The organism is Mesorhizobium sp. M1409, assembly GCF_040317535.1.
Lineage (GTDB): Bacteria > Pseudomonadota > Alphaproteobacteria > Rhizobiales > Rhizobiaceae > Mesorhizobium.
Genome location: NZ_JAMYKV010000009.1, coordinates 78,274 through 92,797, shown reverse-complemented (window position 1 = coordinate 92,797; position 14,524 = coordinate 78,274). Strand labels below are relative to the sequence as shown.

Annotated in this window: 10 protein-coding genes; 6 read left to right on the top strand and 4 right to left on the bottom strand. The window is 59.8% G+C overall.

From position 1 onward, the window contains the following. Nucleotides 1-8 precede the first annotated feature (8 nt). The gene (locus NKG99_RS10415; protein WP_352546075.1) at nt 9-1,241 is read right to left on the bottom strand and encodes a trans-sulfuration enzyme family protein; all 1,233 of its coding nucleotides are present in this window, start codon (nt 1,239-1,241) and stop codon (nt 9-11) included. A gap of 74 nt (nt 1,242-1,315) precedes the next feature. Here NKG99_RS10415 and pdxR point away from each other — a divergent pair, with 74 nt between their 5' ends. From pdxR to NKG99_RS10395, 4 genes are all read left to right on the top strand, one after another. Continuing rightward, nucleotides 1,316-2,821: a MocR-like pyridoxine biosynthesis transcription factor PdxR gene (gene pdxR, locus NKG99_RS10410; protein WP_352582456.1), complete on the top strand. Its 1,506-nt coding sequence runs from the start codon at nt 1,316-1,318 to the stop codon at nt 2,819-2,821. Between the two features lie 159 nt (nt 2,822-2,980). After that, the gene (locus tag NKG99_RS10405) at nt 2,981-3,472 is read left to right on the top strand and encodes an MOSC domain-containing protein (protein ID WP_023758446.1); all 492 of its coding nucleotides are present in this window, start codon (nt 2,981-2,983) and stop codon (nt 3,470-3,472) included. A 6-nt stretch (nt 3,473-3,478) separates the two neighbouring features. Continuing rightward, nucleotides 3,479-4,429: a PDR/VanB family oxidoreductase gene (locus tag NKG99_RS10400; RefSeq protein WP_023697831.1), complete on the top strand. Its 951-nt coding sequence runs from the start codon at nt 3,479-3,481 to the stop codon at nt 4,427-4,429. A 51-nt stretch (nt 4,430-4,480) separates the two neighbouring features. After that, nucleotides 4,481-6,877 carry a transketolase gene (locus NKG99_RS10395; protein ID WP_023766632.1) on the top strand — a complete coding sequence of 799 codons (2,397 nt, stop codon included), beginning with the start codon at nt 4,481-4,483 and terminating at the stop codon, nt 6,875-6,877. Between the two features lie 169 nt (nt 6,878-7,046). On the opposite strand, the gene NKG99_RS10390 is transcribed toward NKG99_RS10395, so the two are convergent. The 3 genes from NKG99_RS10390 to gmd all read right to left on the bottom strand — a co-directional run bounded on the left by NKG99_RS10390 (nt 7,047) and on the right by gmd (nt 10,822). Next, complete coding sequence (locus tag NKG99_RS10390; RefSeq protein ID WP_352866990.1) at nt 7,047-8,468, bottom strand: phosphomannomutase; 1,422 nt, start codon at nt 8,466-8,468, stop codon at nt 7,047-7,049. 339 nt (nt 8,469-8,807) lie between these two features. Beyond that, nucleotides 8,808-9,752 (bottom strand): GDP-L-fucose synthase, encoded by a 945-nt coding sequence (gene fcl / locus NKG99_RS10385; RefSeq protein WP_352562560.1) that lies wholly within the window; start codon nt 9,750-9,752, stop codon nt 8,808-8,810. Further along, complete coding sequence (gene gmd / locus NKG99_RS10380; protein ID WP_352866989.1) at nt 9,752-10,822, bottom strand: GDP-mannose 4,6-dehydratase; 1,071 nt, start codon at nt 10,820-10,822, stop codon at nt 9,752-9,754. Before gmd ends, fcl begins: the two co-directional genes overlap by 1 nt. A gap of 975 nt (nt 10,823-11,797) precedes the next feature. Here gmd and NKG99_RS10375 point away from each other — a divergent pair. Both NKG99_RS10375 and NKG99_RS10370 read left to right on the top strand, forming a co-directional pair. Then, nucleotides 11,798-12,784 (top strand): nodulation protein NodZ, encoded by a 987-nt coding sequence (locus NKG99_RS10375; RefSeq protein ID WP_352866987.1) that lies wholly within the window; start codon nt 11,798-11,800, stop codon nt 12,782-12,784. A 240-nt stretch (nt 12,785-13,024) separates the two neighbouring features. Next, nucleotides 13,025-14,440, top strand: coding sequence for a mannose-1-phosphate guanylyltransferase/mannose-6-phosphate isomerase (locus NKG99_RS10370; RefSeq protein ID WP_352867078.1), 1,416 nt, complete (start codon nt 13,025-13,027; stop codon nt 14,438-14,440). Nucleotides 14,441-14,524 lie beyond the last annotated feature (84 nt).

Below are 14,524 nucleotides of genomic sequence, written 5' to 3'. Positions count from 1 at the left end.
CCAGGTCATTACAAGACGTCCAAAGCCCGCCGCAGATCGGCGATCAGGTCATCAGCGTCTTCAAGCCCCACCGAGAGACGCATGAGATCCTCGCCGACTCCATCGGCCAAATGGGCATCCTTGCGGATCGGCTGCCGAGCACGGGTGAGGCTTGCTGGATGATAGATGAGGCTGTCGGCATCGCCGAGGCTGACGGCGCGAATGATCAGGTTGAGCCGGTCCATCATCCGGCGCGCTCCTTCGTATCCAGCGTGGAGGCCAAAGGCCAACATGCCCGATCCGTTGGACATCTGTTTTCGCGCCGTCACCTGATCAGGGTGCGAGTCGAGGAACGGATAACTCACAAATGCCACCGCCGGGTGCGCTTCCAGCGCCCGAGCCACCGCAAGGGCCGTGGCGCTGTGCCGTTCCATACGCAGCGTCAGCGTCTTGAGACCGCGCAGGATTAGGAAAGCTGACATGGGCGAGAGCGCTGCGCCGGTGATGTAGCGCAGGCCCGTTTCATGCAGCGTACGGAGCGTTTGGGCGTCGCCGAGAAGCGCCCCGCCAAGGGCATCGCCATGACCATTGATGTACTTGGTCAGCGAATGGAGCACGATGTCCGCCCCGTGCTCAAGCGGTCGCTGGAGCGCGGGCGAGGCGAAGGTGCTGTCGACTGCAACCCTTACACCGCGCGCGTGAGCGCGCTCGGCAATTGCCGCTATGTCGAGGATGCGGCTCAGCGGATTCACCGGCGTCTCGAAGAAAACCAGCCGCGTCCGCTCGGTGATCGCAGCATCGAGATTGTGGGGATTTGACAGATCGACCGCGACGACCTTGATGCCGAAGCGGGGGACCGCCTGTTCGACCATGGCAAGCGTGTTCGCATAAAGCGTCTTGTGGACGATGAGTTCATCGCCCTGGGACAGGAGCGACAGGATCAGAGTGCCGAAGGCCGCCATCCCCGAGGCAACAACCAGCCCCGCCTCGGCTCCTTCCAGATTCGCGAGCCGCTGCTCGAGGATCTCGGTCGTGGGATTGTATTCGCGCGCATAGAGCCGTCCACCAAGGGCGGCGGCGGCATCGTTTGCTGCCACGCTTTCGAACCCATAGGTTGACGTCAGGAACACTGGCGGCTGGACGGCATTGGAAAAGCCGGCCGGATCGTAGCCATGATGGATCGCCCGGGTGGCAAATCCGGGGCTGGTGCGGTTGAGCGACCCCGTGGGAGCATCGGTTTCGGATTGATGGGAGCTGGTCATTCGGCCTCTGCGATCTCTCTTGGGGTTCCGAAAGATTGACGGCAACCTGGCCAATGTGAAATATCCAGTTGGCGATGAAAGAGATGGTCCAGTCTTCAAGTGCCGGGTCTGCAGCGCGCTCGCACGCGATGGGTGCACGCCAGATATACGAAGCCCTTCGCGAGCAAATCCTCGGCGGCGTCTACGAAACCGGCAGTCAGTTGCCATCCTCCCGGGCCCTGGCAAATGACCTCGGCGTTTCGCGAACCACGGTGACGGTCGCCTATGAGCAACTGGCTGCGGAGGGTTTCATCGAAGTCCGTCAAGGCGCACGACCTCGCGTTGCGTCTTCGTTGATGGGTCATGGGACGGGGCGCACTCACGCGCAACGGGTCGGCCCGATCCACCTGTCCGCATATGGCGAGCGGCTGCGCGCGACGTCACCCTGGCCAGATTATCTGCCGACTGGGCTGAAGGTCGAGTTCCGCTATGGCGACCTCGCGCCGTCGGATTTCCCTTCATTGGTCTGGAAACGCGCGATGAACGAGGCGATGGGGCAGCGCCCGCTGCGTCTTGCCTATGACGATCCTCGCGGCTCGCGCCGGCTCCGCCAGGCGCTTCAGGGCTATCTCTGGCGCGCCCGGACCCTGAGCTGCGACCTCGACCAGATCATCATCGTCAGCGGTTCGCAGCAGGGCCTTGATCTGTGCGCGCGCCTGCTTCTCGATCCCGCCGACCGCTTCGTCATCGAGGATCCGTGCTACAGGATGGCGCGTCAGGTCTTTGCCAGTACGGGTGCCTCACCCATCCCGGTCATCGTCGACGAAGACGGGATGAGGACCGAGTTGCTGGCGGGGATCGGAGCACGACTGGCTTATGTGACGCCATCGCATCAGTTTCCGCTGGGCGGCGTCATGCCGATCGCGCGCCGCCATCAGCTTCTGGAATGGGCGCGGCACAACAACGCCTATGTGATCGAGGACGACTACGACAGCGAATATCGCTACGACATCAATCCGGTCCCTCCGCTGCACAGTCTCGAGGACCACGGGGCTGTCATCTATCTCGGCACGATATCCAAGACGCTCTCGCCGATGCTGCGCATCGGCTACCTCGTCGTCCCACCCGAATTGCAGGAGGTCTTCGCAACCGCCAAACAATTCGCAGACCGGCATTCGCCGGTCGCTGAACAGGAAGCGCTGGCATCGTTGATCGAGAGCGGCGGCTACGAAAGCCATGTGCGCCGTGTGCGCAGGCTGAACGGCGAGCGTCGGGAAACGTTGTTGGGCGCCTTGCAGCACAGCTTCGGGGATCGCATCACTGTCCAGGGAGCTGATGCGGGACTGCACGTCGCGGTTTGGTTCAATGACCTGCCACGATCGCGGGAAACGGCCTTGGTCGAATCCGCCCGCGACGCTGGCCTGGGGCTACACTTGATCTCGCCGCTGTACGAACGGCCATCGGACGAAGGCCGCACCGATCGCGTCGGACTTGTCATGGGCTATGCCGCCTTGAGCATTCGGCAGATCGGGAAGGGCGTTGAGGTCCTGCGAGAGGTTGTCAAGCAGGTGCAAGACGCGATGCCGGCGCGGAACAACTGAGACGGGGCGACGCCGAAAGCTGGCGCTGAAAACGGTCCGAGGGCCCCCCGTATTTCTTTCCAAACAGCCAACTGGACCGGAAAAATGCCATGCAACTGGCGCTGTTGATCAGGCCAGTTTTGCAGCAGGTTTCCACGAGACGAATTTCCGAGAGCGATGATGACCTGGCGAGGAAAGCTGCTTCACGTCCATATCGCGCCTGCCGCCTCCTATGAAATGGAGGAGCTGGCGCAGGCGCAGCTTATTGCCGGCCAAGGCATTGTCGGAGACCGCTACTACCTGGGGACGGGGACCTATTCCGCGCGTCCTGATGTTCGCGAAGTGACGCTGATCGAAGCTGAAGTCTTGGACGCCATCGCGCAGGGCGAACCCAGAATTCCGGGCTTCAAGGCCAAGCTCGCACCCGAAGATCACCGGCGCAATCTGACGACACGAGGCGTTCCGCTTAGCCATCTTGTCGGCAAACGCTTCCGGGTCGGGGAAACGATCCTCAGGGCCGCCCGGATGAATGTGCCGTGCAAGTATATCGAGGAGTTGCTCGGGCTTCCGGGTCTCTACGAGGGGCTTCTGAACCGCTCCGGCCTGAACTGCACAATCGAGGTCGGGGGCGTGATCCGGCCCGGTGATCTGATCTTGCCCATCGACGAGTGAAACGCCATGGCCTCGCCGCGCATCATCATGAAGCTGACCGTGACCGCCGCCCGCAAGGAGCCGGGCGACGTGCTGGTCATCGACCTGAAACACCCACGCAAACCTGTGCTGCCGGCGTTCGAAGCGGGTTCTCACGTCGACGTCCATCTGCCTGAAGGGAAGGTGCGTCAGTATTCACTTTGCGGCGACCCGACCGAGCTTGGCCGCTACACCATCGCGGTGAAGCGCGAGAATGACGGCCGTGGCGGCTCGGCGTGGATCCACGAAACCATTGCCGTCGGCTCCACACTGCCTGTCTCCGCGCCACGCAACCATTTTGCGCTCAAGCCAGGCGAGGGGCCGACTTTGCTGCTGGCAGGGGGAATCGGGATCACCCCGATTCTGGCCATGGCGCGCGCGCTCACCCGGCAGGCCAAGCCCTTCGAGTTGCACTATTTCACCCGCAGCCGGGCGCTCACGCCACTCTTGGCGGCGATCGGGAGCGATCTTCCTGGCGGCAATGTGCGGATCCATTTCGACGACGAGCCTCAGACCCGGCAGAACATCGCCGCGCTGCTGGCGAACCGTTCGGACGACGCGCAGACATACTACTGCGGACCGCCTGGCTTCATGGCGGTTGTGGGGCGCGCGGCTCAACACTGGCCCGAGGGTACTGTTCATTTCGAAACTTTCCAGCCTCCCGAGTTTGATGGCGCGCCACCGGAACCATTCGTCATAGAACTGGCTGAGGGCAGGGTGGTTGAGGTTTCGGCTGAGACCACGGCACTGGCCGCCTTGCGTGCGGCCGGTGTGCCGTTGATGGCCTCGTGTGAGAACGGGGTGTGCGGGACCTGCGAATGCGCAATGCTGGCGGGACAGCCGATCCATCGGGATGCCGTCCTGTCCAAGGAGGCACGCGGCCACCGCTTCATCCCCTGCGTGTCGCGCGCGACAGGTGTGTTGAAACTCGATCTTTGACCATTTGGGCGGGGGTCCTGTGAGACCGGCAGCTGATTTGCGGGAAACTGAATGACGAGGAAACTGGAATATCTGCACGAGATCGAGCGCTGCGTCTCCTGGCTCGCAGCCTGGACGATCCACCACGCCAACCACGTCCGCGAGGGCGATGAGATCAAGGTCGGGGGGCATCAGGCCTCGTCCGCGTCGCTGAGTACCATCATGACCGCGCTCTACGGTTCGGTCCTGCGCCCGCAGGATCGGGTGGCGGTCAAACCCCATGCGGCGCCGATCTTCCATGCACTTCAGTATCTGGCGGGCAACCAGACCCACGAAAAGCTCATGAACTTCCGCGGCTACAAGGGCGCGCAGAGCTACCCTTCGCGGACGAAGGATGTCGACGATGTCGACTTCTCGACCGGGTCGGTGGGTCTCGGCGTTGCTCAGACGCTGTTCTCGTCGCTGGTGCAGGACTACGTCTCGGGTCACGGCTGGATGAAGGAGCGTGCCGAGGGCCGAATGGTCAGCCTGATCGGCGACGCCGAGATGGATGAGGGCAACATCTACGAGGCCCTGATCGAAGGCTGGAAGCACGGGCTCAGGAACTGCTGGTGGGTGGTCGACTACAATCGCCAGTCGCTCGACGCCGTGATCCGGGAGGGCCTCTGGCAGCGTTTCGAGCAGATTTTTCGCAACTTCGGCTGGGACGTGATGGTCCTGCGCCACGGGGCTCTGCAAGAGGCTGCCTTTGCCGAGCCGGGGGGCGAGAAGCTGCTCGAGTGGATAGAGCGCTGTCCGAACCAGCTCTATTCGGCGCTGACCTTCCAAGGGGGTGCTGCCTGGCGCAAGCGGCTGCTCGACGAGATCGGAGACCAAGGGCCGGTCACCACTCTGATCGAACGCCGCTCCGACGACGAGTTGCAGGCGTTGATGACGAACCTTGGCGGGCATGACATGCCGAGCCTCCTCGAAGCCTTCGAGGCGGCGTCCAGGCATGACCGTCCCGTCTGCTTCATCTGTTACACCATCAAGGGCTACGGTCTGCCGCTTGCCGGACACAAGGACAACCACGCGGGGCAGATGACGCCCACGCAGATGGAAGACTACCGCCTGCAAATGGGCGTAAAGCGGGGTGAGGAGTGGGACAAATGGGCGGCCGCCACCTTACCGGAAGCGGAACTTGACGCCTTCTTCGCAAAGGCGCCGTTCTTCAGTGAGGGGCATAGGAGGCTGTCTGCGCCGTCGGTGCCGGTGCCTGAAACCCTTCCGTCACCGGGGCAGCCCGGCAAGCCGCTCTCGACCCAGATGGGGTTCGGCCAGATCCTGAACGACATCGCACGCGAGCGCAGTCTGCTTGCCGACCGCATTGTCACCACCTCGCCCGATGTGACGGTCTCGACCAATCTCGGTGGCTGGGTCAACCGGCGCGGCCTTTTCGCCCGGGAGACCATGGCGGACACCTTCAAGGCCGAACGCATTCCGTCGACCTTTACCTGGGAATTTGGGCCGAAGGGGCAGCACCTCGAGCTCGGGATCGCCGAGTCGAACCTGATGATCATGCTCGGGGCGCTCGGTCTCTCGCACTCGATCAATGGCGTGCGCCTGCTGCCGATCGGGACAGTCTATGATCCCTTCATCTACCGATCGGCCGACCAGCTAAACTACGCCTGCTATCAGGATGCGCGCTTCATGCTGGTCGCAACGCCCTCGGGCGTGACGCTAGCGCCCGAGGGCGGAGCACACCAGTCGATCGGCACCCCATTGATCGGCATGGCGCAGGATGGGCTTTGCGCCTTCGAACCGGCCTTCGTCGACGAACTGTCCGTGATCATGCGCTTTGCCTTCGATTACATGCAACGTAATGGCGAGGGGGATCCGGATGAGACGACGTGGCTGCGTGATCAGACCGGAGGATCGGTCTATCTTCGCCTGTCAACCCGGCCGCTCGAGCAGCCGCTGCGCGACATGAACCCGGCGCTCGCGCGGGACATCGTCAATGGCGCCTATTGGCTGCGTCCGCCTGGGCCCAACGCGAGTGTCGTCATTGCTTATCAAGGCGTCGTCGCGCCGGAGGCGATTGCCGCGACGGGTCTTCTGGCGGAGGACCGGCGCGATGTCGGGCTGCTCGCGATCACCTCCGCGGACCGGCTTAATGCGGGCTGGCAGGCGGCGGAACGTGCCCGGCAGCGTGGCGCGATTGGCGCCCTGAGTCATATCGAGCGGCTGCTCGCGCCGCTATCGCGTGACTGCGGCATCGTCACCGTGATCGACGGCCACCCGGCGACGCTCGCGTGGCTCGGTGGGGTTAACGGGCATCGCGTGAAGGCGCTCGGGGTCGAGCAGTTCGGCCAGACGGGGACTATTGCGGACCTATACCGTCACCACGGCCTGGACACCAACGCCATCGTACATGCGGCGCAGGCGGTCAGTGCGGGACCGGCTGTTCGCTACCGGAAGGCGCTGCCTTGACCATGAGCTACCGGATGCTCCGTGGCTGGTACGGATCGGCTGTTTCCACGGGCGTTCCGGTTCGCTTCAAAGCGGACAGGGGCCGGGACACTGTGGACGTTCTGATCGCGCTTGAGTAGCTTGTGCGACCCGGAGGGTCACCTGGAATACGCAGGGAGGCGGCTTTTATTTAGCCTTGCGTCCAATTACGAATTCGATTCAATCCAGTCCGGAGCAAAAGCTCCGCGTCCTCCCGATTTTCGGCTTCGACGTAGCACCGCATTTCCGGGGCATTGCCGGATGGTCGCAAATGCAAGACACGCTTATCCGCGAGAGTGATACGAAGTCCGTCAACATCGCTAACCTTGCTTACCACTCCAATCGACCCGACGAAGGCGGCGATGTTAGTTTCCGCTGTACGAAGGTATGTCATGAGGCGAGTGCTGCTTTCGACGGAAAAATTTTCCAAGCGATCCGCCGCCGCCGCCGGCAATTGAAAGGAACTGCCAATCTCCGACAGTGGCTGCCCACTTGTATTAACAAGGGAAAGTGCCGCCAGGATGGGGAGAAAACTGTCGCGTGTAGGTAGCGCTGGCAGTTTAGTTCCGTTCGGGTCAAAGTCCGTGCCGGTCAACAAACCACCGTTTGCTTCGAAACCAACCACGCGCTCGTGACCCGACGCAACCAAATCGAGCATGGCAGCAATAACAAATGGCGATCCAACCTTGGTACGCACGACTTTAAAAGAACCTGCGGTCTCGATACCAGAGTTTGATGTGACCGGCGTGACGACTGCCTTCGCTTGCAGGAAGTTCGCCGTAATCAGGCCTAACAAATCACCGCGAAGGGGGTCTCCATGGTCGTCAGCTACCAGTGGGCGGTCACCATCGCCATCTGCCGAGACGACCGCATCAAGCCGATGCTCTTTGGCCCAGAGCTTGAACTGTTGAGCAGTCTCGTCAGAGACCGCTTCAGTGTCGACAGGAATGAAACCTTCCGAACGTCCCAGGGTTACGACCGTCGCACAGTGATATGAGAGAATGTCAACCAAGAGATCGCGCGCGACTGTGCTGTGCTGATATACGCCCACCGTTAAGCCCTTTAGAGCATTAATCTCCATAAGCTTTCGATTGCGCGCCACGAACAAGGCCTTGCATTCGGCCTCCCGGTGCTGCCGACGTGCAACAGCACCTTCAAGGACGTATCCGCGCTTCTCCAACTGCAAGGCGATGCGCGTTATCTCCCGCTCATCACCTTTGTCGATCTCACCGTCGGGTCGATAGAATTTTATTCCATTACGGTCGGCCGGAATGTGCGAGCCTGTGATCATCAAACAACCACTCTTACGCGCCTGAGCATACAGTGCCAGGGCAGGGGTGGGGACTGCGCCGCAATCGACCACGATGAAGCCGAGCGCGGACAGCGCCGCCGCACAGACGGCGGCGATGGCCGGACTCGAGGCGCGAAAGTCGCGCCCTATGAGTATCTCGTCGCCAATTCTGGCCAGGCCGGATTCCAACAGGAATGTCGCGAATGCCGTTGCATATAGGGCAGAGGCGGCTCCTGCCAATTCTGTCGCTAGGCCCCGTAATCCACTTGTTCCGAAATTCATACCTAGTCCGACGTTGCTGACCGTGTTTTTACTCAAACCTTGGCCTGTTCGGAATTCCTACCGACAAATGCGGCGATAAAAACAGAAGTACATTTCGTTACCATTGACGGGTTCGGTTCTCGACGGCTACGCTTTTGTGAGGATTGATGCGGTCGGCGTCAGCGAGGGCAGCGCACCGTGACATTCACGGCGACGATTCGGGCGGATGGCGCTGAGGTCCGGCAGGGCCTCCTCGCCGCTGCCTCACATGAATGCTCGCCAATCGAGTTGTCTCCGTCCCAATTCATGCTCTGGGTCGCAAAAGCGCCACAGGCCTGAGATGCAGCAAATCCTCATTGTCTATCGCCGTTCGGTGTAGCTGCCGTTCAGAAATGCATGATAGGCACTCTCGATGCCTTCCATGAGACTGATCTTTGCCGCCCATCCCAAAGTGCGCAGCTTGTCGACGCTCATCAGCTTTCGCGGTGTGCCGTCGGGTTTAGAGTTATCATGCACGATCTCCCCAGTAAATCCGACTACACCGCAGATCATTCTGGTCAGCTCTAGGATCGTGATGTCCTGTCCGTAGCCGAGATTGACATGGTCATGGCCAGAGTAGTTCTTCAGAAGGAAGACTAATGCGTCGGCGCAGTCGTCCACGTGCATGAATTCCCGGCGTGGTGTGCCCGTGCCCCAGATGGTGATTTGCTTATCACTTATGAGCTTAGCTTCATGCGCTTTCCGGATCAGCGCTGGAATGACGTGGCCTGACTGCAAGTCATAATTGTCACCTGGCCCGTAGAGATTCGTCGGCATAGCCGAGATGTAGTCGCGGCCATATTGCTGACGATAGGCTTGAGCCAGTTTGATGCCGGTGATCTTGGCGACGGCGTACCATTCGTTGGTTCGCTCTAGTGGCCCGGTCAAGAGCGCGTTCTCAGGAATCGGCTGGGGTGCCATCTTCGGATAGATGCAAGACGAGCCGAGGAAGAGGACGCGGTCGACATTGTTATCGTGGGCTGCCGCGAAGATATTGGACTCGATCACCAGATTGTCGTAAAGAAAGTCGACCGGATAGGTAGAGTTCGCGAGAATACCGCCTACCTTTGCCGCCGCCATGACAATAGCGTCCGGTTTCGTCACTGCCACGAAGTTCTCGACCTCAGTCTGTCGCTTGAGATCTAGCTCTTCCCGAGGGGCGGCCACAACTTTGCAGTCTTCAGACGCGAGGCGGCGTACAACAGCGCTGCCTACCATACCTTTGTGGCCCGCGACCCACACGGTTTTTCCCTTCAGATCATACATTACGCTTCCTTCATTATTACCGATGTCTGCATGACCTTTAGGTCTTCCCGGACCATTTCCGCGGCAAGCTCGCGCACGGATGTCTCATGCACCCAACCGAGCTTCTCCTTCGCCTTGGTAGCGTCACCCAGGAGAAGATCGACTTCCGTGGGGCGGAAGTAGCGTGGGTCTACTTGGACTAGGCATCTGCCGCTCGCTACATCATAGCCCTTTTCGCCGACACCCTTGCCACGCCATTCGATCTCGACGCCGATATCTTCGAAAGCCCACTCGACGAATTGGCGGACAGGAGTCGTTTTGCCCGTAGCCAGCACGTAATCATCCGGTTGATCCTGCTGTATCATCATCCACATACCTCGCACGTACTCACGCGCATGGCCCCAATCGCGTTGAGCATCGAGATTGCCGAGATAAAGCTTGTCCTGCTTGCCCAGGTAGATAGCAGCGGCAGCGCGGCTGATCTTGCGCGTCACAAAAGTTTCGCCACGAAGGGGGCTTTCGTGATTAAAAAGAATGCCGTTGGAAGCGTGCATACCATAGCCCTCGCGATAATTGACGACCATCCAGTAGGCGTAGAGCTTGGCCGCGGCGTAAGGGCTGCGCGGATAAAAGGGCGTCGTTTCGTTCTGCGGTACGGACTGCACGAGGCCGTATAGCTCTGAAGTCGAGGCTTGATAGAAGCGGGTCTTGTCCGTCAGACCGAGGAGGCGAATCGCCTCAAGAAGTCGCAATGTACCGATACCGTCCGCGTTTGCTGTGTACTCAGGTGTTTCGAACGACACCTGGACATGGCTCTGAGCAGCCAAGTTGTAAATTTCATCTGGCTGAGATTCCTGAACCACGCGGATGAGGTTAGTCGAATCAGTGAGATCACCGTAATGCAAGACTAGGCGCGGATCGGATTCGTGCGGGTCTTGGTAGAGGTCTTCGATACGACCCGTGTTGAAGGAAGAGGAACGTCGCTTAATCCCATGAACGACGTAGCCTTTTTTGAGAAGAAGACGGGCAAGATAGGCACCATCCTGTCCAGTTATGCCCGTAATAAGAGCAACTTTCCTGCTATCACCCATTCTATTCCTGCTCTATTAAAGTTTAAAGTTTCGGCTTCGGCTCGCCACGCCGACACAATGTGCGGCCCGCCCCTTGCTCTATGGAGCACTTCGACAGATGCGGCGCGCGGCTCGTCATTGACAGTCCGCCAGCCGAGAACACCTGCTCTTGCTTGGAGTCACAGCAAAATAGAGTTGCGCCGCTAACCTGACGGATTCGTACATGCGGTCAGAGTGCCGCTCAGCTCACGCCGTGAGCGACTGTACTCCAAGCACCTTGCAGCTGATTTGCTCATCTATCAGCGAGTGAGGACGCCTTTCTTTCTTGCTTCAGCGTCTTCTAATGGGAATTGTTTGGATCAGTGAAATCGATTGTTTGGATAAAGTGCATCCACAGAATGGATGGTCTGACCGAGCAGCGAGAGCGCATCGCCGGCCCGGAGTCGGAGGCGCGAGCTTCCGTTCGGGGCGAGGACAACGTTCGTGGCCGCGAGCCCTCACCACAGCATCCGGCACAGGTCGTGCAGAACTTTGGGAGCAGACTGCAGATTCTGTCGATCAGCTGGTTCCAGGCGCGTCGAGCTGTCGACCTCATCTCGCCCGGTACCGGTTGCTGTATGCAGCCTTGCACCCTTGGCGTATGGCGTCGACGGAACGATTTGCTCCGGCAGGCAGTGTCGCAGCGTTTCCCGGCTGTTTCGGCTCTATTGGCCGGGCCCGCGTCAGCCGAGCCCCTTCATCATGGCATCCAACACATGGATGGCCGGCATCCACTCAATAGATTTTACATATGCCGCGGAGGCCCAGTAGAGAAGGCTGAACCGGAAGCGAGGGCATCGGCTTCAAGCTGTGCGAGCGTCACGGGATTAGTGGGCAGTGCTGAGTGAGCTCTTCTGCCCTATGGCCCGGCCTCTGCCAAGCGCCCGGCGTCAGGGTCTACGTGTCGACTAAGGATACCAAACCGGGCAACCTCCTCTCTGAACGAGATTTCCGAAAATGCATGTTAGTGGATTGCAAAAGCGCCGGTTCGTCGTCTCTCGGAGGCGTACGGGGTTCGGTGATTGTCTGTGGTCATTGGCGGCCGCTTGGCGCTACGCGCAGCGGTCGGGACGAACTCTAGTCATCGACTGGCGGGGGGCCTGCTACCTCGACCAACCCTTCACAAATGCGTTTCCGGTGTTCTTCCAGCCGATCAATGACATCGCTGGCGTGCCGGCTATTTCCGACGACCGGATCAACGACGTTTCCTTCCCTGGTCCATTCTTCCCGGAGTGGTGGAACAGGCCGGCGATCGAGTGCCTTTACCGGCCAGATGAGCAGATTTTCCAAGAGCGCGATGAGTTGGGCGAGCTCTTTCAGGCCGAACACGATGTCGAAGCCAACACAGTAGTGTGTGACGCTTGTCTGATGTGGCGGTGCGATGAGGATGCAGAGCGGCAGGTGTTCCAGAGTGTCCAGCCTCGGCCAGAAATTCAAGCCCGCATAGATGCCATTTATCAGGAATGTTTTGAGGGGCACAGCATCATCGGGATTCATGTTCGGCACGGTAACGGTGAAGACATCATGGAGCATGCGCCCTACTGGGCCGATCCGGAGCTCGCCGTTCGGCAAGTGTGCGCTGCAATTGACAAGGCTAAGGCGTTACCGCACCCCAGGCCTGTGCGGCTGTTCTTATGCACGGACAGCGCGCGGATACTGGATCTTCTGTCGGCCAGGTTTCCCGATCTGCTCACTGTCCCGAAGCACTTCGGATCCAATCAAGGTGGCCCCTTACACACTGCAGCACTCGGGATTGACGGCGGAATTTCCGCCCTCGTTGAGATGTATCTTCTCGGGCGCTGCGATACCGTAATTCGGTTTCCCCCGACGAGCGCCTTTACACGATATGCACGCCTTTTCGCACCACGGGTAATTGAATTCGATCTGAACGAGCCAAGTCGTTTGACTTTGATAGAAGGCAGCCAAGTCTCTGATCTCAGTTAAGACCCGCCACCTGCGCAATTCGGCAGACGCAACCAACAGGCAGAGTTGAATGCGCATTTCTCACCGACGCCAGTGGAGGCGTCGTACATTACCGATGCCGTCGTCATCTGACGCCGCCTGCAACGTGCCAGAACTTCGCTGTTACGCGGGGGCCGCAGACAAGCCAGAGCGACGGCGATCGTGACGCTGACGCTCGAAAGAACGCGGGCGATCACTCCAGAAACGAAATTGAGGTTGGTTATGAAAGTCATTCCCGTGATCATCAGCGGCGGAGCCGGATCGCGGCTATGGCCCGCCTCAAGGCAATCGCACCCCAAACCTTTCCTCAAAGTGGCGGATGGATATTCTCTCATTCAGCAGACTGTGCTGCGCGCCGCTTCGATAGAAGGTGTCGTGGAACTCGTCGCTGTGACATCCGGGGACCACCTCTTCCTGACCCAGGACGAATTTGACGAACTGGATTCCGTGGTCCTTCCACGCACCTTTCTGCTCGAGCCCGAACCTCGCGATACGGCCGCCGCCGTGGCTGCAGCCGCGATCCATGCGAGGGCAACGCAAGGCCCTGACGCGATCCTGTGCGTCTTCCCGGCCGATCACCTGATTGGCAATCTGCCTGCGTTTCTAGACGTCATGGGCCTGGCCATGAAACATGCGAAGCTCGGGCGGATCGCCACATTGGGCATCACCCCAACCAGACCGGACACAGCATTCGGCTACATCGAAGCAGATGGTGAGAACGTCGTCCGTTTCGTTGAAAAACCGGATCTGGAGACAGCCAAAGCCTATGTCGCGTCTCAACGCTTCTTCTGGAACGCCGGCATCTTCTGCTTCAGTGCGCAAACCATGCTCGACGAGATGGTTTTGCATTGTCCCGAGGTGCTCCAGGCCGTCGCCGACAGCTATGAGAACGGCCGCGCCAGTCAATGCCAAGGCTTTGCCAAAATCGAACTCGCGCCTGAGCATTTCGGTTCCGCGCCGCGAATCTCGCTCGACCACGCTGTCATGGAGAAGACTAACAGACTTGCCGTGATTCCCTGCGACATGGATTGGAACGACATCGGATCTTGGAACGCAATGGCCGATTTGATCGCCCCCGACGAAAGCGGGAACAGGATACGCGGCGATGTGCACATGGTCGACACGACCGGCACCTATGTGAGCTCCGACAAGCGCGTCATCGGCACGGTGGGCGTAAGCGATCTGGTGATCGTGGATTCCCCGGACGCTTTGCTTGTCACATCCCGCGACCGCGTTCAGGACGTTAAAAAGCTCTTCGAGGGCCTCAAGGCTTCGGGACATGAAGCTCATCTGGTCCATAGCACGGTACACCGGCCCTGGGGTACCTATACGGTTCTGGAGGAAGGCGAGCGCTTCAAGATCAAACGCATCGAGGTGAAGCCCGGTCGCCAGTTGAGCCTGCAGATGCACTATCATCGTTCGGAGCACTGGGTCGTGGTCAGCGGCTCCGCCAAAATCGTCAATGGCGAGCAGGAGTTGTTCCTGGGGACAAACGAATCTACTTACATCCCCTGCGGCCATAAGCATCGGCTCGAGAACCCAGGCAGAATTGACCTGGTTATCATTGAAGTGCAGAGCGGCGATTATCTCGCCGAGGATGATATCGTTCGCTTCGACGACCAATATGGTCGAACGTAGATAACAGTACAAAAAAACGTTAAACGGCGAGCCGTCGCTCAAGGATATCTGTCGTGGATTCTGGGCCTAACATTGACAAAGCAG

Excerpts from the sequence above, each read along its gene's own strand:
- NKG99_RS10415 (WP_352546075.1), bottom strand. The coding sequence starts at position 1,241 with ATGACCAGCTCCCATCAATCCGAAACCGATGCTCCCACGGGGTCGCTC.
- pdxR (WP_352582456.1), top strand. The coding sequence starts at position 1,316 with ATGAAAGAGATGGTCCAGTCTTCAAGTGCCGGGTCTGCAGCGCGCTCG.
- NKG99_RS10405 (WP_023758446.1), top strand. The coding sequence starts at position 2,981 with ATGACCTGGCGAGGAAAGCTGCTTCACGTCCATATCGCGCCTGCCGCC.
- NKG99_RS10400 (WP_023697831.1), top strand. The coding sequence starts at position 3,479 with ATGGCCTCGCCGCGCATCATCATGAAGCTGACCGTGACCGCCGCCCGC.
- NKG99_RS10395 (WP_023766632.1), top strand. The coding sequence starts at position 4,481 with ATGACGAGGAAACTGGAATATCTGCACGAGATCGAGCGCTGCGTCTCC.
- NKG99_RS10390 (WP_352866990.1), bottom strand. The coding sequence starts at position 8,468 with ATGAATTTCGGAACAAGTGGATTACGGGGCCTAGCGACAGAATTGGCA.
- fcl (WP_352562560.1), bottom strand. The coding sequence starts at position 9,752 with ATGTATGATCTGAAGGGAAAAACCGTGTGGGTCGCGGGCCACAAAGGT.
- gmd (WP_352866989.1), bottom strand. The coding sequence starts at position 10,822 with ATGGGTGATAGCAGGAAAGTTGCTCTTATTACGGGCATAACTGGACAG.
- NKG99_RS10375 (WP_352866987.1), top strand. The coding sequence starts at position 11,798 with ATGCATGTTAGTGGATTGCAAAAGCGCCGGTTCGTCGTCTCTCGGAGG.
- NKG99_RS10370 (WP_352867078.1), top strand. The coding sequence starts at position 13,025 with ATGAAAGTCATTCCCGTGATCATCAGCGGCGGAGCCGGATCGCGGCTA.